The sequence below is a fragment of the Rhizobium laguerreae genome (assembly GCF_002008165.1).
Classification (GTDB): domain Bacteria; phylum Pseudomonadota; class Alphaproteobacteria; order Rhizobiales; family Rhizobiaceae; genus Rhizobium; species Rhizobium laguerreae.
On the sequence record NZ_MRDM01000010.1, the window covers coordinates 36868 to 58245 of the forward strand.

Genomic DNA, 21378 nt, shown 5'->3' on the forward strand with positions numbered 1-21378 from the left:
GCAAGTGTCGAGTATGGAGGATGTAATGAGTATCGGATCGAGACTATGGGGAACAGCGCTTGCTCTCAGCCTGTGTCTGCCGGCGGTAGCGCACGGCGCCGAGGTTGCCAAAAAGGACGCGCCGACGCCGCTCAGCGCCTATGAGCTCTATCGGATCTACGGCGACAAGACCTGGACCTGGAACACCGGCGGCGGCCGCTTCTTCGATGACGGCCGGCGGTTCGTCGCCTGGAGCAACGACAAGGGGAAGCCGTCCTTTGCCGAAGGCAGATGGGTGGTCGATGATCTCGGTCAGCTCTGCATGCGCGCCACCTGGACGAATGCCGAGGGCGCGGCCCGCGCCAGCACCTGTTTCGGACATCGCAAGATCGGCAACACGATCTATCAGCGGCGCCAGCCGAACGGCGAATGGTACGTCTTCCGCCACGCATCGGTGCGTCAGGGTGATGAGTTCCAGAAGCTTGTTCCCACCGATACCGTGAGCGCGAAGGCAAGCGAACTGAAGCAGATCCTGCTGAGCCAGGAAGTAGCCCGAAAAGGAGGGTGAGCCATGAAGAAGCTAATGAAAAACAACCTCTCGACCGCCGCAATAGCGCTGCTGCTACTGTGTGTCGCGGATCTGCCGGGCCGAAGCGAAGTGCAATATGCCGGCATTGCCCCGAACCCGGCGGCGGCCGTGCGGACGATCATCGATAAGCGCCCCGTCCTTCATGCCGAGGGGATCAAGTTCGGTGCCTACGATCCGCACGGCGATTTCGGCGCCCAGGCGAATGTCGCGACCGAAGCCCTGTTCCTGCCGTGGGAGGACGTCGACCTCGAGACGTTGCGCGTCGCCGATGCCTATGCGCAGGCCAGGGGCCGCAACCTGCTGATCACCGTGGAGCCATGGTCCTGGGACGTCGATTGGCGGCTGACCTCCGCGGAGCTTCGCGCAAAGGTCCTGCGCGGTGATTATGATGTCAACATGCGTGCGATCGCGCAGATGATATCGGCACTGAAAAGCCCGGTGATCGTCCGCTGGGGGCAGGAGATGGAAGACAAATCGGGGCGGTTTTCATGGTCCGGCTGGAACCCGCAGGACTATATCACGGCCTACAGGCGGATGATGGATATCGTCCGCCTGGAGGCGCCCGGCACCGAACTCATGTGGTCGCCGAAGGGAGAGCCCGGCCTTCAGGCCTATTATCCCGGCGACGATTACGTCGACCTCGTCGGGCTCTCGGTCTTCGGCCTGCAGCGCTACGACGAGCTTGCCTATAATGAGCAGCGGACCTTCTCGGAAGCGCTGAAGCAGGGATATGATCTCGTTGCCGGCTACGGCAAGCCCATCTGGGTGGCCGAGCTCGGCTATGAAGGCGGCGACGCCTATATGAAGCCCTGGATCGAAACGGTTACGTTGAAGCAGAGCGCCTTTCCGAATCTGCAGGAAGTCGTTTATTTCAACGACCGGGATGTGCATGCCTGGCCTTTCAATCTCGGCCGGCCAGACTGGCGCGTGGTCGAAAGTCTGGGCAACTGACATTCTGAAAAAGAGAGGCCCGCCGGGGTGTTGCGGGCCTCTCCTCTCATATCAGGCGACCGATCATCCCTTGATCGTTGCCTTACCCTCTTCGATGAGCCGGGTTGCCGCATCGGCGGGCGAGACCCGTTCGAAGGCGAGTTCGTCACAGATCGGGCGCAGCACGCGCTGGTCGAATTGGGTTGCGCCCATCGGCACCGGCGGCGGATATTCGCCGACCTGATCCTTGAGCATGTTCACGTATTTGACCGTCTCCTGCTCCGTCGGGTTAAGCTGCGGCAGGATGGCTTCGCGCACGGTAGGCGACATTGGCACGCCGCGTTCCACTCCGAGAATCTTGCCGGCTTCGGGATCGTTGACGAAGAAGCTGATGAACTTCGCGGCAGCCTCGCCCTGTTTGGTCGTCGCCCCCACACTCCAGATCAGTGCCGGACGGTAATAATGGCCGGATGGACCGCCCTTCTTTTCACGCGGCAGCATGGTGATGCCGAGCTTGTTCTTGATGATCAGCTGATAGCCGATCATCTGGTTTGAATAGGCCATGCCGATGACCGACTTGCCGAGACCAAGCGCATTGGTGTCGATGGTGTTCTGATCGAGCGTCTGGACGTCGGCGGCGACGGTGCCGCCCGCCTTGCGCAGCTTCTCCCAGTAGTCGAACCATTCCCTGGCATCGTCGGCCGTGAAGCCGAGCCCAACGCTTTCCCTCGCAAAAAGACTTTTGCCGCGCTGGCGCAGCCAGGCATCGAACACATAGGCGTAGCGTGCCGCATAGGGGCCGCCGCTCTTGCCGGAGGACTTGGCGAGTTCTACGGCGAGCTTGGCATACTCATCCCAGGTGAGGTCGGGGGTCGGCAGAGGGATGCCCGCCTTTTCGAATTCGACTGTGTCGAAGAACATCGAGAAGGAGTTGAGCCCGAGGCCGACACCATAGAGCTTGCCGTCGATGGTGGTCAGTTTCAGCATGTCGGCGCCGAAGGACTGGACGTCCAGCGCGGAGGGGACGAATTCATCGAGTGGCAGGCAGGCGCCGCGCTTCGAATAGTCCGAGATTGTTCCCGGCTCGAGCTGGAAGATGTCGGCGATCGAGCGGCCGGCCATCTGCGTTGCGAGTTTTGTCCAGTAGCCGTCGCCCGAAAGCGATTCACCGACAATAGTGACGCCGGGCGTCTTGGACTGATAGAGCTTGGCGACGTCAAGTGTGCGCTTGGCGCGGTCGTTGGACCCCCACCACATGGCGCGTAGCTGTGCGTCTTCGGCAAAGGCCGGAATGGCGCTTCCGGCGCCGAAGGCGAGGCCGGCGGCCGCGCCGGCTGAACCCATCAGGAATGAACGGCGATTGACCTGCATGATAGAAATCCTCCTTGTTCCAATATGCCCGCTGCCATCCTCCAATGGCGTTGTCAGGGCATTTCAGCAAATAGACTACGCAAAAAAAATTTATTTGCAAGAACCAACCAACTTCTTGCAAATTTGCATTATTTGCATAATGTTGCCCCATGAACGACCAAAAAATCAGACGGCCGCGTCAGGCCGATATAGCCACATTGGCCGGCGTCTCGGTCTCCACGGTGTCACGCGTGCTCGCCAACGAACCTGGTATCAGCGAAAGCGTGCGCCGCCAGATATTGAAAGTGGCAGCGGAGAACGGTTATCCCGTCAAGCCTGCTTCCGAAGCCGTTGCCGGGGGACTGGCGCTGATTGCCAGCGACGGCGTCACAGGCACCCTCAGCGTCTTTTATGAAGCGATCGTCGACGGCCTGCGCGCCGGCGCTGCCGAAGCGGGCATGCCCTTCGAAGTCCGGCTGGTCCGCGAGGATCGAACCACCCCGGATGCCGTGCGCGACTATATGCAGACCGCGAGCGCTGAGGGCCTCTTTCTCGTCGGTATCGATCCGAACGAGATGTTGCGCGGCTGGCTGCAGGCCAGCATGACCCCGACGGTTCTTGTCAACGGCACCGATCCAAGGATGCAGTTCGATGGCGTTTCGCCGGCTAATTTCTTTGGCGCCTATGAGGCGACCGGCCGGTTGATAAAGGCCGGCCATCGCCGCATCCTGCATCTGAGCGGCTCCCACCGCCATACGATCCGGGAGCGTGTGCGCGGTTTTGAGGCGGCGATTAACGCCGTCCCCGGTGCCGAGGGCCGTTTCGTGTCCCTGACCCTCCAGGGCAGCCCCATCCGTGAGGCGCATGAACGCACCGCCGCAGCACTTGCCGAGAATGCCGGTTTTACCGCCGCCTTCTGCATGAATGATTTCATCGCCGTCGGCGTGCTCGAGGCTGTGACCGAGGCCGGCCTGCGTGTGCCGGTGGATTTCGCGATTGTCGGTTTCGACGATCTGCCCTGCGCGCTGATGACCAATCCACGGCTGTCCACCATGCGCGTCGATCGCGCCGCTCTCGGGCGTGAGGCCGTGTCGCTGATGCTTGCCCGTTTCCGCAACAGGACGGCACCGGCCCGCCACATTTGCCAGGCGGTCGTTCCCGTTCAGGGTGGGACTGTTCCGAATCCGAATGCCGAAAACCCGTGAGAGATGCGATGACCTATGATCCCGCCAGCGCCAACCCGCTTGTCGGCAATCCGCTGGAAACCCGCACCGATATGAGCCGTGCCCTGCTCGCGCTCTTCGATCCGCTGCTTGCCTGTTTTTCGAACGGCAATGCCCGCGTCAGGCTCAATGGCGCCGCCGCCCATTTCGACCGGGCGGCGGCCGATCTGGAAGGGTTCGCCCGCCCGCTCTGGGGATTGGCGCCGCTTGGCGCCGGCAACGGCGACTTCGCCCACTGGCATCGTTTTGCCGAAGGCCTCGCAAACGGCACTGATCCCGCCCATCCCGAATATTGGGGAACGGTCAATGGCCGCGATCAGCGGATGGTCGAGCTTGCCGCTCTCGGTTTTGCCCTGGCGCTGGTGCCGGAAAAGATCTGGGAGCCGCTCGATGCGCGGGCCCGCGGCAATGTCGTCGCCTACCTCAAGCATGTCAGGCAGTTCGACTATGCCGACAACAACTGGAAATTCTTCCGGATCTTCGTCGATATCGCGCTCGATCGTCTCGGCGCCGATTTCGACCGCAGTCTGACGCGGCAATATCTCGAGGAGCTCGAAGGTTTCTATATCGGCGACGGCTGGTATCGCGATGGAAACGTGCGCCGCATCGACCACTACATTCCCTTCGCCATGCATTTCTATGGCCTGATCTATTCGAAGCTCGTCGATGATGATTATGCGAAACGCTACCGCGAGCGCGCGGTCCTCTTCGCCCGGGATTTCCGGCATTGGTTTGCCGCCGACGGGGCGACGATCCCCTTCGGCCGCAGCCTGACCTATCGCTTTGCCTGCGCCGGTTTCTGGTCGGCGCTCGCCTTTGCCGATGTCGAGGCTCTGCCCTGGGGCGAAGTCAAGCATCTCTGCCTGCAGCATCTGCGCTGGTGGAAGGACAAGCCGATTGCCGATCGCGACGGCGTGCTGTCGATCGGTTTCGGCTATCCGAACCTGCTGATGTCGGAGAGTTACAATTCCGCCGGCTCACCCTACTGGGCCTTCAAGGCCTTCCTGCCGCTGGCGATCGCCGAGGATCACCCATTCTGGACGGCGAAGGAGAAAGTGCCGCAGCAAGCACCTGACATCGTCTCCCAGCATCATCCCGGCATGGTGATCATGCGGGCGGGCGGCGATGTCGTTGCGCTGTCTTCCGGCCAGGAAAACCTGCAGATGCGGTGCGGCACGGAAAAATATGCGAAGTTCGCTTATTCGGCCCGCTACGGCTTCAGCGTCGAGGCCGATGAGCGCGCCTTTGCGCTTGCCGCCTTCGATTCAGCGCTTGCCTTCAGCGATGACGGCCTGCACTACCGCGTGCGCGAAACGAACGAGGAAGCCAAGATCGCAGGCGAGGTGCTGTTTGCAAAATGGTCGTCTTTTGCCGATGTCGACGTCGAAACCTGGCTTGTGCCCGCCGCACCCTGGCATATTCGCCTCCATAGGATCAGGACAAGCCGGCCGCTGTGGATTGCCGAAGGCGGATTTGCCATCGGCCGCCGGGACTTCGAGCTGGATGCGCTGTCCGCTTCGGGTGGGATTGCCTATGCGGTCGGCGAAGCCGATTTCACCGGTATTCTCGATCTCGGCTCTTCGGTCAAACGTTCGGGTATTGTCCAGAAGGCAATGCCCAACACAAATGTGATCGTCGCGAAAACCCTGGTGCCGCAGCTGCGCGGGCAGATTCCGGCCGGTGAAACCATCCTGGTGACGGCGGTGCTGGCGCTTGACGATCCCGCCGCGCTCTCGTGTGCATGGACGACACCGCCGAAAGCGCCTGAGATTGCAGCGCTGGAGGCCCTGGTGAGGGAAAAGGGCGTGACAGTCAGCGCCATCGAAGCGCCCGGACAAATGCCATGAGCCAGCCGGCCATTATCCTTGCCATGCAACCGTCGCGCACGCAGCATGTCCTGTCGGATGAGGTCCTGCGGCGGCTGGGTGGCATCGGTCGCCTGCTGGATTCCAAGCCGTTGCAGCGCTTCGACGACGAGCGTGCGAGACGTCTGCTGGCCGAGGCGGAAATCCTGATCACCGGCTGGGGCGGGCCTTATGTCGGGCCCGAAATTCCCGCCGCGGCGCCGCATCTGAAATTCATCGTCCATGCGGCGGGCACGGTAAAGGGCGTCATCGACGACGCCATCTTCGAAGCCGGTATCCCGGTCAGCCATGCGGCCGAGGCCAACGCCGTGCCGGTGGCCGAATTCACGTTGGCGGCGATCATCTTCGCCGGCAAGCGTGTTTTCCGTTTCCGCGACCTCTATGTTGCCGACCGAAACCGCAACCGGACACATTTGATGCAGCGCGAAGCGATCGGAAACTACCGCCGCACTGTCGGTATCGTCGGCGCTTCGCGCATCGGCCGGCGCGTGATCGAGCTCCTGAGACCGTTTGACTATAGGTTGTTGCTCTCCGATCCGACCCTTGATGCCGCCGAGGCCGCCGGCCTGGGAACGGAAAAGGTCGATCTCGACGAATTGATGCGGCAATCGGATATCGTTTCCCTGCATGCGCCGTCGCTGCTGTCGACGCAGCATATGATCGATGCGCGAAGGCTGTCGCTGATGAAGGACGGCGCGACGCTCATCAACACGGCGCGCGGCATTCTCATCGATGAGGCCGCCCTGCTTTCAGCGCTCAAGACTGGCCGCATCGACGCGGTCCTCGATGTCACCGAACCGGAAATCCCGGAGGCGGGCTCTGCTTTCTACGATCTGCCGAACGTCTTTCTGACACCGCATATTGCCGGCGCCGTCGGCTTGGAACGGGCGCGCCTCGGCGAGATGGCGGTGGACGAGATAGAGCGCTTCGTGACCGGTCAGCCGCTGCTTTACCAGATCCATCAGGCAAATCTCGAAAACATCGCCTGAGGCGCGTCACGCGCCTCAGGCGATGGGTATCAGCGCGACGTCCTCAGCGAGTTTGGCGAACCGTCATTGGCAAGCTCAGGCATGAGATCGGCAATATCGACCACCTTGCCGGTGCGCGAGCTCGTCAGCGCGGCAATGCCGCAGAGCACCGACATGGCGCCCGCCCGCGTGCCGGCGCGTTGCGCAAGCTTGTCTTCTATTTCGGGCTTGAAGATCATGTTGCGCATCCGGTCGTCGCCGCCGTAATGGCCACCTGTGAAATGCGGAACGACGATGCGCTCCACCGCCTCCTTACCATCAGGGAAATTGCGGATAAGGAGGATCGTGTCCTCCTTCGGCTCTTCCCAGGGCTGGGCCTCATGCTGGCGAATTTCGATCCGACCTTTGGTGCCGTTGAAGGCAAGGTGATGGCCCTCTATCGGCTGGAAGGTGTTCAGCGAATAGGAGACATGGACGTTGTTGCGGTAGCGGATGCCGACCACCATCGTATCGGGAATGTCGATGTCCTCGCGGAAGACGCAGCCGTCTCGGAAGTAGCCGTCGATCTTCGAGGGATCTTCGTAGAGTGAATCGAGGAAGGGATCGGCCTCGAGATCGAGATAGTAGTCGCATTCATGCGCGTGCGGACAGAGCTTGCAGCGTGGGCCGCGGAACGGGCCCTTGCGGCCGTAATTCTGCAGATCGGCAAAGGAGGTGACGGCATCGGGATCGCTGTCGAGATACCAGTTCAGCAGATCGAAATGATGCGTCGCCTTGTGGACGAACAGACTGCCGGAATTTTCCGTATAGGCATGCCAGCGGCGGAAATAATCGGCGCCGTGCTTGGTGTTGAGATACCAATGAAAATCGACAGATGTGACCCGGCCGATTTCGCCGGCATTCAGCAATTCCTTGATCTTTGCGGCGGTCGGCGCATAGCGATAGTTGAAGGAGACGTCGACCCGGCGGCCGGTGCGCTTTTCGGCATCCAGAATCCGGCGGATTTTTTCGACCGAAGTGGTCATCGGCTTTTCGGTAATGACGTCGATGCCGGACTCCAGCGCCCGCACGACGATATCGTCATGCGTATGGTCGGGCGTACAGACGATGACGAGATCCGGCTTCTGCTCAGCAAGCATCGAATCGATGTTTTCGTAGAGCGGCGCATTGCTGCCGATCATGTTGCGGGCGCGTTCGCCGCGCAGCGAATTCTTTTCGACGATCGCGGTGAGGTCGACATGTTCGCGCCAGCCGGCAAGCAGATCCTTGCCCCACATGGTGGTGCCGCGGTTTCCCGTACCGATCAGGGCAAAACGGCGTTTCTCCATCGAATGATCCTCCTGCATGCGTGATGAAACTTTTAATGAAAATCAGGCCTGGCAGCAGCTTCTGAAGCGCTCGACGCAAGTGGCGATCACTTCGTCGGCCGGGCGTTTCCACCAGTTTTCGACCGAAAAGATCTCCACCTCCTGAGCGCCGAAGAAACCGGCGGCCTCCACCATCCGTCTTATGCCTTTGAGGTCTATCACACCATCGCCCATCATGCCGCGGTCGAGCAGCATGTCCTTTGTCGGCACCAGCCAGTCGCAGATGTGATGGGCGAAGATGCGTTTCATGCTGCCCGCGCGGGCGATCTGGTTGGCAAGATCGGGGTCCCACCAGACATGGTAGACATCGACCGCAACGCCGACATCCTCGCCGAGCTGCTCGCACATATCGAGCGCCTGACCGAGTGTGTTCACGCAGGCACGGTCGGCGGCATACATTGGATGCAGCGGTTCGATGGCGAGCTTTACGCCGGCAGCCTGCGCATGCGGCAGCACGGCGGCGATGCCGTCGAACACCATCTGGCGGGCTGCGACGATGTCCTTCGACGCGCCCGGCAGACCGCCGACGACGAGGACGAGGCAATCGGCTGAAAATGCCGCCGCCTCGTCGATGGCACGCCTGTTGTCGTCGAGGTTTTTCTGCCAGTCGGCATCGTTTGCTGCCGGGAAGAAGCCGCCGCGGCAAAGACCGGTCAGTTTGATACCGTTCGATTTGACGATCCGCACCGCCTCGTCGAGACCGACCTTGGCGACCTGGTCGCGCCAGGGCGCGATCGCGGTGATGCCGTGTTTCAGGCAGATGTCGACGGCTTTTGCAAAGCCGCATTGTTCGCGGATCGTCGCCAGATTGATCGAAAGTCCGTCGACCTGCATGTCATTCTCCTCCCGTTCCGCGTGCTTCAGTTGACGCCGTGGACGGCAAGCACCTGCTTCATGCGCGTCGTTGCGAGTTCCGGATCGGCGAGAACCCGGGCCTTGTCGGCCAGGCGGAAGAGTTCGGCCAGATGTGTCAGCGAGCGGGTGCTCTGCTGGCCGCCGACCATGACGAAATGATCCTGCAGGCCGTTGAGATAGGCGAGGAAGACGACGCCGGTCTTGTAGAAGCGGGTCGGCGCCTTGAAGATGTGGCGCGACAGCGGCACGGTCGGCTCCAGCAGGTCGAAGAATTCATGATTGCTCTTGCGACCGAGCGCTTCGAGGGCTGCCGAGGCAGCCGGAGCGATCGCATCGAAAATGCCGAGCAGCGCGTCGGAATGGCCCTCTTCGTCGCCGGCGATCAGTTCGGCATAGTTGAAATCGTCGCCGGTATACATGCGCACGCCTTTCGGCAGCCGGCGGCGCATCGCCACTTCCTTCTCCTTGGAAAGAAGCGAGATCTTGATGCCGTCGACCTTGGCGGCATTGGCCTCGATCACCTGCAGGCAGGTGGACATCGCTTCGATATGATCGCCGTTGCCCCAATAACCCTCGAGCGCCGGATCGAACATTTCGCCGAGCCAATGGATGATGACGGGTTCCTTGACCTGGCGAAGGATGCGGTCATAGACGCGGATATAATCGTCCGGCCCTTTTGCTGCGGCGGCAAGGGCCCGGCTCGCCATCAGGATGATGCGGCCGCCGGCCGCCTCCACCGTTTCGATCTGCTCCTCATAGGCCCTGAGGATCGTGTCGACCGTCACGTCGGGGCCGGGCGTCAGATGGTCGGTACCGGCGCCGCAGGCGATCAGCGCGTCCTTGCGGCCGGCCGCTTCGGCAAGCGCCCGGCGGAGGAGGTCGCGCGCTTCCGGCCAGCCGAGGCCCATGCCGCGCTGTGCCGTATCCATCGCTTCGGCGACGCCGAGGCCGAGGTCCCAGAGCCGGTGACGGAAGGCGAGGGTGCGATCCCAGTCGATCGCCGGCGTCAGCCACGGATCGTTGTCGGCGAGCGGATCGGCGACGACATGGGCGGCGGCAAAGGCGATGCGCGGGAAGCTTTTAGCCTCGCGCTTCTTCAGTTCGATCGGCGTGCCGGTCAGCGTGTAGGGGGCGATCTTGCCGTCGAGAGGGAGATTGATGGTCGCCACGGCTCAGAACTCCAGTGCAGGAACGTCGAGCCAGCGACGCTCGGCCCAGGATTTCAGCCCGAGTTCGGCAAGCTGCACACCCTTGGCGCCGGCTTCCAGGCCATAGGGCCACGGCGCATCTTCGACGACATGGCGGATGAACATTTCCCACTGCGCCTTGAAACCGTTGTCGACGGCCTGCGTATCGGGAACCTCGTCCCAGGTCTTGTAGAAGTCGATCGTCTGCGGCTGGTCCGGGTTCCAGACCGGCTTCGGCGTGTTGACGCGGTGCTGGCTCCAGCATTTCGTCAGACCGGCGACGGCCGAACCATGCGTGCCGTCGACCTGGAAGGTGACGAGGTCGTCGCGGCGGACGCGGACGGCCCAGGAGGAATTGACCTGCGCGATCGCGCCGCCTTCGAGCTCGAAGGTCGCATAGGCCGCATCGTCGGTGTCGCAGTCATAGGGCTTGCCCTGCTCGTCGATGCGGCGCGGAATATGCGTAGCACCGAGGCAGGATACGGCTTTGACTTCGCCGAACAGATTGTCGAGCACGTAGCGCCAGTGGCAGAGCATGTCGAGGATGATGCCGCCGCCGTCGCCCTTGCGGTAGTTCCAGGAGGGGCGCTGGGCCGGCACGCCCCAATCGCCTTCGAAAACCCAGTAGCCGAATTCGCCACGCACCGAGAGGATCTTGCCGAAGAAGCCGGAATCCCTCAGCAGCGCCAGCTTGCGCAGGCCGGGCAGGAAGAGTTTGTCCTGCACGACGCCATGCTTGAGGCCGGAGCCGCGCGCCTTGCGGGCAAGATCGAGTGCCACCTGCAGATCGTCGGAGATCGGCTTTTCGCAATAGACATGCTTGCCGGCATCGAGCGCCTTGGACAGCAGCTCGGCGCGCATCAGCGTCGTGCCGGCGTCGAAGAAGATCGTGTCGTCGGGATTGGCGAGCGCGGCATCGAGATCGGTCGACCAGCGCTTGATGTTATGCTTCTTCGCCAGCTCTTCCATCTTGGCGCCGTTGCGGCCGACGATGATGGGGTCGATCTCGAGTTTCTCACCCGATTTCAGCGTGATGCCCCCCTGATCGCGGAGGGCGAGAATAGAACGCACCAGGTGCTGATTGTAACCCATGCGGCCGGTAACGCCGTGCAAGATGATCCCCAAGCGTGCCATTTTTTCCTCCCAGCAAATTTTTGCGGCGGGAGCGGGCATCCTCGTCCGGTCCTCCCGAGCCGGTAACTAAACAGTTACTTGATGGCAGAAGAGCAACGCGGCTGTCAATAGTCAAATCCGATTTTACAAATTCAGCGCTTGATCGAGGTCAGCGTGACGTGGACGATATGCCTTTCCCAGGCATTGAGGTGGGTCGGTTCGATCAGGTCGCGGCCGAAGATCGTCGAAAGCGTGTACTGGTTGGACAGGTAGAAATAACCGAGCGAGGCGATCGTCAGATAGACATGCAGGGGATCGGCGGTCTCGATGAAGACCCCCTGCTTCTTTCCCCGTTCGAGCACGTCCGAAAGCTCGCCGATCAGATGCGAATGCAGTTCTTTGAGCCGGACGGACTGGCGCAGCCAGCGGGCCCGATGCATATTTTCCGTGCCGAGCAGGCTGAGGAATTCCGGGTGCTGGAGGAAATAACGCCAGGTGAAGAGCGCCAGTTCGCCGATGCCTTCCTCGGGGCTGCGGTCGCCGATATGCAGCGCACGTTCGGCGGTGCGGATGCCGACATAGGCCTCTTCGAGCACTCTGAGGTAGAGCTGCTCCTTGTCGCCGAAATAATGATAGAGCATGCGCTTGTTGGTGCCGGCGCGCTCGGCGATGGCGTCGACACGAGCCCCGCCCATGCCGTTTTCGGCAAATTCCCGGGTTGCCGCGTCAAGGATAGCAGCGCGTGTCCGCTCCGGATCGCGTTGGGCCGTGCGTTCGGCAGATGGGCGCCGAGACCTTTTCTTTTCCCCATTCCCCCCGCTGTCGTTCATCTCTCCACCTCCGTCTCACATGTTGCGCTCATAAGCCTTCGGTGCGAAATTGTAAAAACCGAATTTGAAAGCCCTGCGCGCGACACCGCTTGACACGCTCGCCGCTTTGCCCGTAGCTTGTAACCAATTAGTTATTTATGCAAGGGTAACTAGGTTCGGAAGCGTGTGGAGGCGCTTCCCTTTGGAGGAGGAAAAGAAATGACATTCCGTGTAAGCAGACGCAATTTCGTCGCGGGAGGCGCCACGCTTCTCTCGCTCTCGGCGCTGGGAACCAGCGCTTTGGCACAGGAAACGCGACTGCGTCTCCTGTGGTGGGGCTCGCAGCCGCGCGCCGACCGCACCAACAAGGTATCGCAGCTCTATCAGTCGAAGAAGCCGGGAACGTCGATCACCGGCGAATTCCTCGGCTGGGGCGACTACTGGCCGCGCCTTGCGACCCAGGTGGCTGGCCGCAACGCGCCCGATGTCATCCAGATGGACTATCGCTATATCGTCCAATATGCGCGGCGCGGCGCGCTCGCCCCGCTCGAATCCTATATGCCGGCCAAGCTCAACCTCGACGATTTCGACAAGGCGCAGATCGAAGGCGGCAGCGTCGACGGTCATCTCTATGGCGTCAGCCTGGGCGCGAATTCGGCGGCCACGGTCCTGAACACCGCGGCCTTCAAGGAGGCCGGCGTCGATCTGCCGACCCAGGCGACCACCTGGGAAGAGTTCGCCCGTATGGGTGCGGAGATCACCAAGGCAGGAAAACGCAAGGGCATGTTCGGCATCGCCGACGGCAGCGGCAGCGAACCGCTGTTCGAAAACTGGCTGCGTCAGCGCGGCAAGGCTCTTTATACTGCAGACGGCAAGATCGCCTTCGACGTGGACGATGCCTCCGAATGGTACGACATGTGGGCCAAGTTCCGTGAGGCCGGCGCCTGTGTTCCCGCCGATATCCAGGCTCTCGACAAGAACGATATCGAAACCAACACGGTCTCGCTCGGCAAGTCGGCCGCCGGTTTTGCCCATTCCAACCAGTTCGTAGGCTATCAGGCAATGAACAAGGACAAGCTGGCGCTGACCAACTACATGCGCGTCAAGGGGGATTCGAAGGGCGGCCACTATCGCAAGCCTTCGATGTTCTTCTCGGTCTCCGCCCAGTCGAAAGCCATAGATATGGCCGTGGACTACGTCAATTTCTTCGTCAAGAACCCCGAAGCAGCGCTGCTTCTGGATGTCGAACGCGGCATTCCGGAATCGAAAGCCATGCGCGAGGTGGTCGCGGCGAAGCTTGATGAGAACGGCAAAGTTGCGCTCGCCTATGTCAGCGGCCTCGGCGATCTCGCCGGCAAATTGCCGCCGCCGCCGCCGGCCGGCGCCGGTGAAGCTGATCTGATGTTACGCAACATCGCCGAACAGGTCGGCTTCGGACAGCTGTCTCCTTCCGACGGCGGCAAACAGCTTGTCGCTGAAATCACGCAGATTCTCGCACGAGGCTGATCCCGTATGAGCAATGCGATGCGCACGCCCGCAGGGGCCATCAATGTGGAAAGATATCAGGGGGCCGTGGCCGAAGGACGCTTCAAGCGTCTCTGGAATGCCAATGCTCCCGGCTATCTTTTCCTTCTTCCATGGCTCATCGGCTTTTTCGGGCTGACGCTCGGGCCGGCCCTGATTTCGCTCTACCTTTCCTTCACCGACTTCGACATGCTTCAGTCGCCGCGGTGGGTGGGAATGGCGAATTACGTGCGCATCGCCACGGCGGATCCGAAATTCTCGGCCGCCATGTATGTCACCCTGACCTATGTCGTCTTCTCGGTGCCGTTCAAGCTGACCTTCGCATTGCTGGTCGCCATGGCGCTGAACCGCGGCCTGCGCGGGCTGTCGGTCTATCGTGCCATCTTCTATCTGCCGTCACTGCTGGGCGGTAGCGTGGCGATCGCCGTGCTCTGGCGCCAGCTTTTCGCCAGTGATGGCCTCGTCAATGCCGCGCTTTCGTATTTCGGTATCGAAGGTCCGAGCTGGATCTCGCATCCGAACTATTCGATCTATACTCTGGTGGCGCTGTCCGTCTGGCAGTTTGGCTCGCCGATGATTATTTTCCTGGCCGGCCTGCGCCAGATCCCGCAGGATATGTATGAGGCCGCCAGCCTCGACGGCGCCTCCAAGTTCCGGCAATTCTACAAGATCACGCTGCCGCTTCTGACGCCGGTGATCTTTTTCAATGCCGTCGTCCAGACGATCGATGCCTTCAAGGCCTTCACGCCGGCCTTCATCATATCAGGCGGTACCGGCGGTCCGATCAACTCGACGCTGTTCTACACGCTCTACCTCTATCAGGAAGCCTTCGGCAATTTCCGCATGGGCTATGCCTCGGCGCTCGCCTGGATCCTGGTGGTGATCATCGCGATCTTCACCGCCTTCTCCTTCCTGACCTCGCGTTATTGGGTGCACTACGATGACTGAGATGACCGCTTCCGTCACTGCGGCCAGGCCGCCATCCGACATCACCAAACGCAGCCTGCCGGCGTCGCTCATCATCCACGCCCTGCTGATCGCCGCTTCGCTCCTCATGCTCTATCCGCTGTTATGGATGGTTTCGGCATCGGTCAGGCCGGAAACCGAGATCTTCTCGTCGACCTCGCTCATCCCGTCGTCGATCGATTTCTCCTCCTATGCGCGCGGTTGGGTCGGCCTCGATGTCAGCTTCGGCCGGTTCTTCTGGAATTCGCTGGTCATCTCGCTGCTGGTGGTGACCGGCAATGTCATCGCCTGTTCGCTGACGGCTTTCGCCTTTGCGCGGCTGCGTTTTGCCGGCCGGAATTTCTGGTTCGCGATCATGCTCGGCACGTTGATGATCCCCTATCACGTGACGTTGATCCCGCAATATGTGCTCTTTCTCGATCTCGGCTGGGTCAACACCATCCTGCCGCTTGTCGTGCCGAAGTTCCTGGCAAGCGATGCCTTCTTCATCTTCCTGATGGTGCAGTTCTTCCGCGGCATCCCGCGCGAACTCGACGAGGCGGCGATGATGGACGGCTGCAGCGCTTGGCGCATCTACTGGAAGATCATGCTGCCGTTGTCGCTACCGGTGCTGGCAACGGCCGCCATCTTCTCCTTCATCTGGACCTGGGACGATTTCTTCGGCCCGCTGATCTACCTGAACGACATGAACACCTATACGATCCAGCTCGGCCTGCGCACCTTCGTCGACTCAACCAGCGCATCGGATTGGGGCGGTTTGTTCGCCATGTCGACCCTGACGCTTGTGCCGGTGTTCTTCTTCTTCCTGTTCTTCCAGCGCCTGCTGATCGAGGGCATCGCCACGACGGGCATGAAGCGTTGATGGCGATGACGGGAAAGAACGACATGAGCATCAGGACGGTCGCGATTATCGGTTGCGGTATAGGCCGCTCCCATATCGTCGAGGGTTACCTGCCGCATTCCGACAAGTTCAAGGTCGTGGCGATCTGCGACCTGAACGAGCAGCGCATGGCAGCGGTCGGCGACGAGTTCGGCATCGAACGGCGCACCACCTCCTTCGCGGAATTGCTGGCCGACGACACGATCGACATCATCGATATCTGCACCCCTCCCGGCATCCATTTGGAACAGGTGGTCGCAGCGCTTGCCGCCGGTAAACATGTCGTCTGCGAAAAGCCGCTGACGGGCTCGCTTGCCGCCATCGATACCATCATGGCAGCGGAAAAGACCGCCAAAGGCGTGCTGATGCCGATCTTCCAGTACCGTTACGGCGACGGCATCCAGAAGGCCAAGCGGATCATCGACGCCGGTATCGCCGGCAAGCCCTATACTGCTTCGGTCGAAACCTTCTGGCTGCGCAAGCCGGAATATTACGCCGTCCCTTGGCGCGGCAAATGGGCGACGGAACTCGGCGGTGTGCTCGTCACCCATGCCCTGCACCTGCACGATATGCTGATGCATCTGATGGGTCCGGCTGCCAGGGTCTTCGGCCGCGTCGCCACCCGCGTCAACGATATCGAGGTCGAGGATTGTGCCTCCGCCAGCCTGCTGATGGAAAGCGGCGCCTTTGTCTCGCTTTCCTGCACCCTTGGTTCGCAGGAACAGATTAGCCGGCTCAGGCTCCACTTCGAGAATGTCACCTTCGAAAGCAGTCACGAGCCCTATACACCCGGCAAGGACCCCTGGAAGATCATCGCCGCAAACGACGACGTGCAGCAGCAGATCGACAGGGTGGTTGGCGACTGGCAGCCGGTCGCGCCGCGCTTCACCACCCAGATGGGCCAGTTCCACGCTTTCCTCAGCGGCCATGCGCCGCTGCCGGTGACGACAAAGGACGCCCGGCGCGCGCTGGAACTCGTCACCGCCATCTACCAGTCTTCCGATAGCGGCGCCGACGTGCCGCTGCCGGTGGGTTCTGATAGTCCGAAATACGCCGATTGGCGCGCAAGAACGAAGTAACCGGTAAAATAAAAAGAGAGGGTTTTGAGAAGATGGCAACCAGTGTCGTTCTTCAGAAGGTCGAGAAGCGCTACGGCGCGATGGATGTGATCCATGGCATCGACCTGACGATCGATCCCGGCGAATTCGTCGTTTTCGTCGGCCCCTCGGGCTGTGGAAAATCCACCCTTCTGCGCATGATCGCCGGTCTCGAGGAGATCTCAGGCGGCGGGCTGCTGCTCGACAACGAGCGCATGAACGAGGTGGCGCCTGCCAAGCGCGGCATCGCCATGGTCTTCCAGTCCTATGCGCTCTATCCCCATATGTCGGTCTATAAAAACCTCGCCTTCGGCCTGGAGACGGCGGGTTACAAGAAGGCCGATATCCAGCCGAAGGTGAAGCGCGCCGCCGAGATTCTGCAGATCGAGAAGCTCTTGGAGCGCAAGCCGAAGGCGCTCTCCGGCGGCCAGCGCCAGCGCGTCGCCATCGGCCGCGCCATCGTGCGCGAGCCGCGGATCTTCCTGTTCGACGAGCCGCTGTCGAACCTCGATGCCGAACTGCGCGTGCAGATGCGCGTCGAGATCTCCCGCCTGCACCGCAGCCTCGGCAATACGATGATCTATGTCACCCATGACCAGGTCGAAGCCATGACGATGGCGGACAAGATCGTGGTGTTGAATTCCGGCCGCATCGAGCAGGTCGGCGCCCCACTCGATCTCTACAACAACCCGGCCAACCGCTTCGTCGCCGGTTTCATCGGCAGCCCGAAGATGAATTTTTTGAAGGCCCGCATAGAGCAGGTTGGCGAGACCGAAACCAGCATCCATGTCTGCGGCAATTCCGTCCGCTTGCCGCGCCGGCTGAAAGGCGGCGCGGGAGAGGAGGTCACCTTTGGCATTCGCCCCGAGCATCTTTCGCTGGCCGAAGGCGCAATCACGCTTTCGACCGTCAACGTCGATCTCGTTGAAAACCTCGGCGGCGCTACCATGCTCTACACCACGACGCCGGATAACCAGCTCCTGACCGTCGCACTCGACGGCCAGCAGAAGGTGGCCCCCGGCGCCAATGTGAAGGCTTCCTTCGATCCGGCCCGCTGCCACGTCTTCGACGCCGCCGGCAAGACGATCTAAGCGCGCGGCTGCTTGACAGCCGATCCTCCTCTGGCCCATCATTTCACGAGGGGCCGCAAGGGGGTTGAGCATGACGCCTGAAGATAGGATTCATGCGCTTGGCATCTGGCAGGGGCCGATCGCAATCTCGCCGATAGCAGGCGGCATCACCAATAGGAACTATCTGGTCAGCGATGCCGTCGCACGCTGTGTGGTCAGGCTCGGCACCGATATTCCGATCCACCACATCAACAGGCAGAACGAGCTTGCCGCGAGCCGCGCCGCCCATGCGGTCGGCATATCGCCTGCCGTCATCCACCATTCGCCGGGCGTCCTGGTGCTCGAATATATCGAGGCGCGGGCGCTGTCGCCGGAGGATATCAGGACCCCGCACACGCTCGCCCGGGTCTTGCCGCTGGTGCGCGCTTGCCATCGCGACATCGCCCGGCATTTCCGCGGCCAGGCAATGATCTTCTGGGTCTTCCACGTCATCCGAGATTACGCCGCCAATCTGAAGGCGTCGGCGAGCAGCTATCTTCCTCTGCTGCCGGGGCTCGTCGGTAGGGCTGAGACGCTGGAAGAAGCGGCAGGGCCTTTCGAGATCGCCTTCGGCCACAACGACCTGCTGGCCGCCAACTTTCTCGATGACGGCAAGCGGCTCTGGCTGATCGACTGGGACTATGCCGGTTTCAACACGCCGCTTTTCGATCTCGGCGGATTGGCCTCCAACAACGAGCTCTCGCAAGCGGCCGAGCACACGATGCTGGAGACCTATTTCGACCGGCCGCTGACCGATGATCTCAACAGGCGCTATGCCGCGATGAAATGCGCCTCGCTGCTGCGCGAGACGCTCTGGAGCATGATTTCAGAAATCCATTCCAGCATCGATTTCGATTACGCCGGCTATACGGCCGAAAATCTCGCGCGCTTCGAGCGCGCCTATCAAGCCTTTGAACAGGACCGATAAATGACGAAGGAATTACCGAAGGCGGCGAAAGCCGTGGTCATCGGCGGCGGCATCATCGGCTGCTCGACAGCCTATCATCTCGGCAAGCTCGGCTGGACCGATACCGTGCTGCTGGAGCGCAAGAAGCTTACCTCAGGCACCACCTTCCATGCCGCCGGCCTCGTCGGCCAGCTGCGCACCAGCGCCAACATCACCCAGCTTCTCGGTTATTCCGTCGATCTCTACAAACGGCTGGAAGAGGAAACGGGCCTCGGCACTGGCTGGAAGATGAATGGCGGCCTGCGCCTTGCCTGCAACGAGGAACGCTGGACCGAGGTCAGGCGCCAGGCAACCACCGCGCAGTCCTTCGGCCTCGAAATGCAATTGCTGACGTCGCAGGAAGCCTTCGACCTCTGGCCGCTGATGACGGTCGACGATCTCGTCGGCGCCGCCTTCCTCCCTACCGACGGCCAGGCCAATCCCTCCGACATCACCCAGGCGCTGGCAAAGGGCGCCCGCATGTCGGGCGTTTCGATCTTTGAGGATACCGAAGTCCTCGACCTTGAAATCGACAAGGGGAGGATCCGTGCCGTCGTCACGGCGCAAGGGCGCATCGAATGCGAGCGTGTCGTTGTCTGCGCCGGCCAATGGACGCGCGCTTTCGCCGCCCGATTTGGCGTCAACGTGCCGCTGGTTTCCGTCGAGCATCAATACATCATCACCGAATCCTTCGGCGTGCCCTCCAACCTGCCGACGCTGCGCGATCCCGATCGCCTGACCTACTACAAGGAAGAGGTCGGCGGCATCGTCATGGGCGGCTACGAGCCGAATCCCATTCCCTGGGCGAAGGACGGCATCCCCGACGGTTTTCACTACACGCTGTTGGACAGCAATTTCGATCATTTCGAGCAGATCATGGAACAGGCGCTCGGCCGGGTCCCGGCGCTGGAAAATGTCGGCGTCAAGCAGCTGCTGAACGGCCCGGAAAGCTTTACGCCGGATGGCAACTTCATTCTCGGCGAGGCCCCGGAGCTGAGAAATCTCTTCGTCGGCGCCGGTTTCAACGCCTTCGGCATCGCCTCTGCCGGCGGCGCCGGCATGGCGCTTGCCGAATGGGTGACGAAGGGCGAGCCGCCCTATGATCTCTGGCCGGTCGATATCCGCCGTTTCGGCCGGCCGCATTTCGATACCGACTGGGTGCGGACACGCACGCTCGAAGCCTACGGCAAACATTACACCATGGCCTGGCCGTTCGAAGAGCATGCGAGCGGCCGCTCCTGCCGCAAATCGCCGCTCTATGACCGGCTGAAGGCGCAGGGCGCCTGTTTCGGCGAAAAGCTAGGCTGGGAACGGCCGAACTGGTTTGCCGATCTCTTCGCCAACGAGGAGCCGAAGGATGTCTACAGCTACACCAGGCAGAACTGGTTCGACGCGGTCGGTCGTGAGCACAAGGCCGTGCGCGAAGCGGCGGTCATCTTCGACCAGACGTCCTTTGCCAAATTCGTGCTGAAGGGCAGGGATGCCGAGGCAGCTCTGTCCTGGATCGCCTCCAACGATGTCGCAAGGCCGGTGGGATCGCTCATCTACACGCAGATGCTGAACGATAAGGGCGGCATCGAATGCGACGTGACGGTCGCCCGCATCGCCGAGAACGAATATTACGTCGTTACCGGTACCGGCTTCGCCACCCATGACTTCGACTGGATCGCACGCAATATCCCGGCGGAGATGCATGCCGAGCTGGTCGACGTCACATCCGCCTATTCCGTGCTGTCGCTGATGGGACCGAATTCCCGCGCCGTGCTGGAAAAGGTGACGGGCAGCGACGTCTCGAATGCGGCCTTCCCCTTCGGCAAGGTCAGCACCATCGGCATTGCAGGCTGCCCGGTGCGGGCGCTGCGCATCACCTATGTCGGTGAGCTTGGCTACGAACTGCATATTCCCGTTGAATATGCGACCACGGTCTATGACGTGCTGATGGCAGCAGGCGGCGAGCTCGGCCTCGTCAATGCCGGCTACCGCGCCATTGAGAGCTGCCGCCTGGAAAAGGGTTATCGTGCCTGGGGCTCGGATATCGGTCCCGACCATACGCCTGTCGAGGCCGGTCTCGGCTGGGCGGTGAAGATGCGGAAGAATATTCCGTTCCGCGGCCGTGAGGCGATCGAGCGGCAGCTTTCGGGAGGCGTCAAGAAGCGCCTCGCCTGCTTCGTTCCCGAGAATGCCGATGCCGTGCTGCTCGGCCGTGAAACGATCTATCGCGACGGCAAGCGCGTCGGCTGGCTGTCGAGCGGCGGCTTCGGTTATACGCTGGGCAAGCCGATCGGCTATGGCTACGTCCGCAATCCCGACGGCGTGACCGAGGATTTCGTCCTCTCCGGCACCTATGAGCTTGACGTCGCGCGGGAACGCATCCCCTGCAGCGTGTCGCTGTCGCCACTCTACGATCCCGATATGGCGCGGGTGAAGGTCTGACCATCCCGTATGGTTGAGAAGAGCCTGTAACCACCGAACTCCCTCATTCCTGTGCCCGTCACAGGAATCCAGCCACGCGCGTCGGCGCGGTGAAAGACTCTACGATCTGGATAGAGTTTCTCGCGCCCAAGGACTTAGGCGCACTGGGTCCCTGTGACGAGCACAGGGATGACGGGGGGAGAGGGCCA

At 61.6% G+C, this 21378-nt stretch carries 18 protein-coding genes; 12 read left to right on the forward strand and 6 right to left on the reverse strand.

Annotated elements, in window-relative coordinates:
* Positions 1-25 precede the first annotated feature (25 nt).
* Together BS630_RS08550 and BS630_RS08555 are read left to right on the forward strand one after the other, a co-directional pair.
* Positions 26-547, forward strand: coding sequence for a DUF995 domain-containing protein (locus BS630_RS08550; RefSeq protein WP_077977083.1), 522 nt, complete (start codon positions 26-28; stop codon positions 545-547).
* A gap of 3 nt (positions 548-550) precedes the next feature.
* A complete protein-coding gene (locus tag BS630_RS08555; protein ID WP_077977084.1) occupies positions 551-1519 on the forward strand; it encodes a glycoside hydrolase family 26 protein in 969 nt (322 codons plus the stop codon).
* Positions 1520-1582: 63 nt separating this feature from the next.
* Here the strand turns inward: BS630_RS08555 and BS630_RS08560 are convergent, their stop codons facing one another.
* On the reverse strand, positions 1583-2869 hold the full coding sequence (locus BS630_RS08560; protein WP_077977085.1) for an ABC transporter substrate-binding protein: 1287 nt from the start codon (positions 2867-2869) through the stop codon (positions 1583-1585).
* A gap of 149 nt (positions 2870-3018) precedes the next feature.
* Here BS630_RS08560 and BS630_RS08565 point away from each other — a divergent pair, with 149 nt between their 5' ends.
* The 3 genes from BS630_RS08565 to BS630_RS08575 are packed head-to-tail and all read left to right on the forward strand — an operon-like array spanning position 3019 to position 6925.
* Positions 3019-4053 carry a LacI family DNA-binding transcriptional regulator gene (locus tag BS630_RS08565; protein ID WP_077977086.1) on the forward strand — a complete coding sequence of 345 codons (1035 nt, stop codon included), beginning with the start codon at positions 3019-3021 and terminating at the stop codon, positions 4051-4053.
* An 8-nt stretch (positions 4054-4061) separates the two neighbouring features.
* On the forward strand, positions 4062-5918 hold the full coding sequence (locus tag BS630_RS08570) for a DUF2264 domain-containing protein (protein ID WP_077977087.1): 1857 nt from the start codon (positions 4062-4064) through the stop codon (positions 5916-5918).
* Positions 5915-6925 carry a hydroxyacid dehydrogenase gene (locus tag BS630_RS08575; RefSeq protein WP_077977088.1) on the forward strand — a complete coding sequence of 337 codons (1011 nt, stop codon included), beginning with the start codon at positions 5915-5917 and terminating at the stop codon, positions 6923-6925. Before BS630_RS08570 ends, BS630_RS08575 begins: the two co-directional genes overlap by 4 nt.
* A gap of 29 nt (positions 6926-6954) precedes the next feature.
* Here BS630_RS08575 and BS630_RS08580 read toward each other — a convergent pair whose 3' ends face one another.
* The 5 genes from BS630_RS08580 to BS630_RS08600 form a co-directional block, all read right to left on the reverse strand.
* Positions 6955-8232 (reverse strand): Gfo/Idh/MocA family protein, encoded by a 1278-nt coding sequence (locus BS630_RS08580; protein WP_077977089.1) that lies wholly within the window; start codon positions 8230-8232, stop codon positions 6955-6957.
* 42 nt (positions 8233-8274) lie between these two features.
* Positions 8275-9105 carry a sugar phosphate isomerase/epimerase family protein gene (locus BS630_RS08585; protein ID WP_077977090.1) on the reverse strand — a complete coding sequence of 277 codons (831 nt, stop codon included), beginning with the start codon at positions 9103-9105 and terminating at the stop codon, positions 8275-8277.
* Between the two features lie 26 nt (positions 9106-9131).
* Positions 9132-10295: a dihydrodipicolinate synthase family protein gene (locus BS630_RS08590; RefSeq protein ID WP_077977091.1), complete on the reverse strand. Its 1164-nt coding sequence runs from the start codon at positions 10293-10295 to the stop codon at positions 9132-9134.
* A gap of 3 nt (positions 10296-10298) precedes the next feature.
* Positions 10299-11447: a Gfo/Idh/MocA family protein gene (locus BS630_RS08595; RefSeq protein ID WP_077977092.1), complete on the reverse strand. Its 1149-nt coding sequence runs from the start codon at positions 11445-11447 to the stop codon at positions 10299-10301.
* Positions 11448-11578: 131 nt separating this feature from the next.
* Positions 11579-12256, reverse strand: coding sequence for a TetR/AcrR family transcriptional regulator (locus tag BS630_RS08600; RefSeq protein ID WP_077977093.1), 678 nt, complete (start codon positions 12254-12256; stop codon positions 11579-11581).
* 198 nt (positions 12257-12454) lie between these two features.
* Between BS630_RS08600 and BS630_RS08605 the strand changes: the two genes are divergently transcribed.
* From BS630_RS08605 to BS630_RS08635, 7 genes are all read left to right on the forward strand, one after another.
* Positions 12455-13741 carry an ABC transporter substrate-binding protein gene (locus BS630_RS08605; protein WP_077977094.1) on the forward strand — a complete coding sequence of 429 codons (1287 nt, stop codon included), beginning with the start codon at positions 12455-12457 and terminating at the stop codon, positions 13739-13741.
* Between the two features lie 6 nt (positions 13742-13747).
* Positions 13748-14707, forward strand: a complete 960-nt coding sequence (locus BS630_RS08610) for a carbohydrate ABC transporter permease (RefSeq protein ID WP_017962699.1) — start codon at positions 13748-13750, stop codon at positions 14705-14707.
* A complete protein-coding gene (locus tag BS630_RS08615; RefSeq protein ID WP_003544261.1) occupies positions 14700-15587 on the forward strand; it encodes a carbohydrate ABC transporter permease in 888 nt (295 codons plus the stop codon). Before BS630_RS08610 ends, BS630_RS08615 begins: the two co-directional genes overlap by 8 nt.
* Positions 15587-16684, forward strand: coding sequence for a Gfo/Idh/MocA family protein (locus tag BS630_RS08620; RefSeq protein WP_170269373.1), 1098 nt, complete (start codon positions 15587-15589; stop codon positions 16682-16684). The genes BS630_RS08615 and BS630_RS08620 overlap by 1 nt, the downstream gene beginning before the upstream one ends.
* Before the next feature lie 32 nt (positions 16685-16716).
* Positions 16717-17793: an ABC transporter ATP-binding protein gene (locus BS630_RS08625; protein WP_077977095.1), complete on the forward strand. Its 1077-nt coding sequence runs from the start codon at positions 16717-16719 to the stop codon at positions 17791-17793.
* A 70-nt stretch (positions 17794-17863) separates the two neighbouring features.
* Positions 17864-18739 carry a phosphotransferase gene (locus tag BS630_RS08630; RefSeq protein WP_077977096.1) on the forward strand — a complete coding sequence of 292 codons (876 nt, stop codon included), beginning with the start codon at positions 17864-17866 and terminating at the stop codon, positions 18737-18739.
* Positions 18740-21190 (forward strand): GcvT family protein, encoded by a 2451-nt coding sequence (locus tag BS630_RS08635; RefSeq protein WP_077977097.1) that lies wholly within the window; start codon positions 18740-18742, stop codon positions 21188-21190. It begins immediately after the preceding gene.
* The last annotated feature ends 188 nt before the right edge of the window (positions 21191-21378 follow it).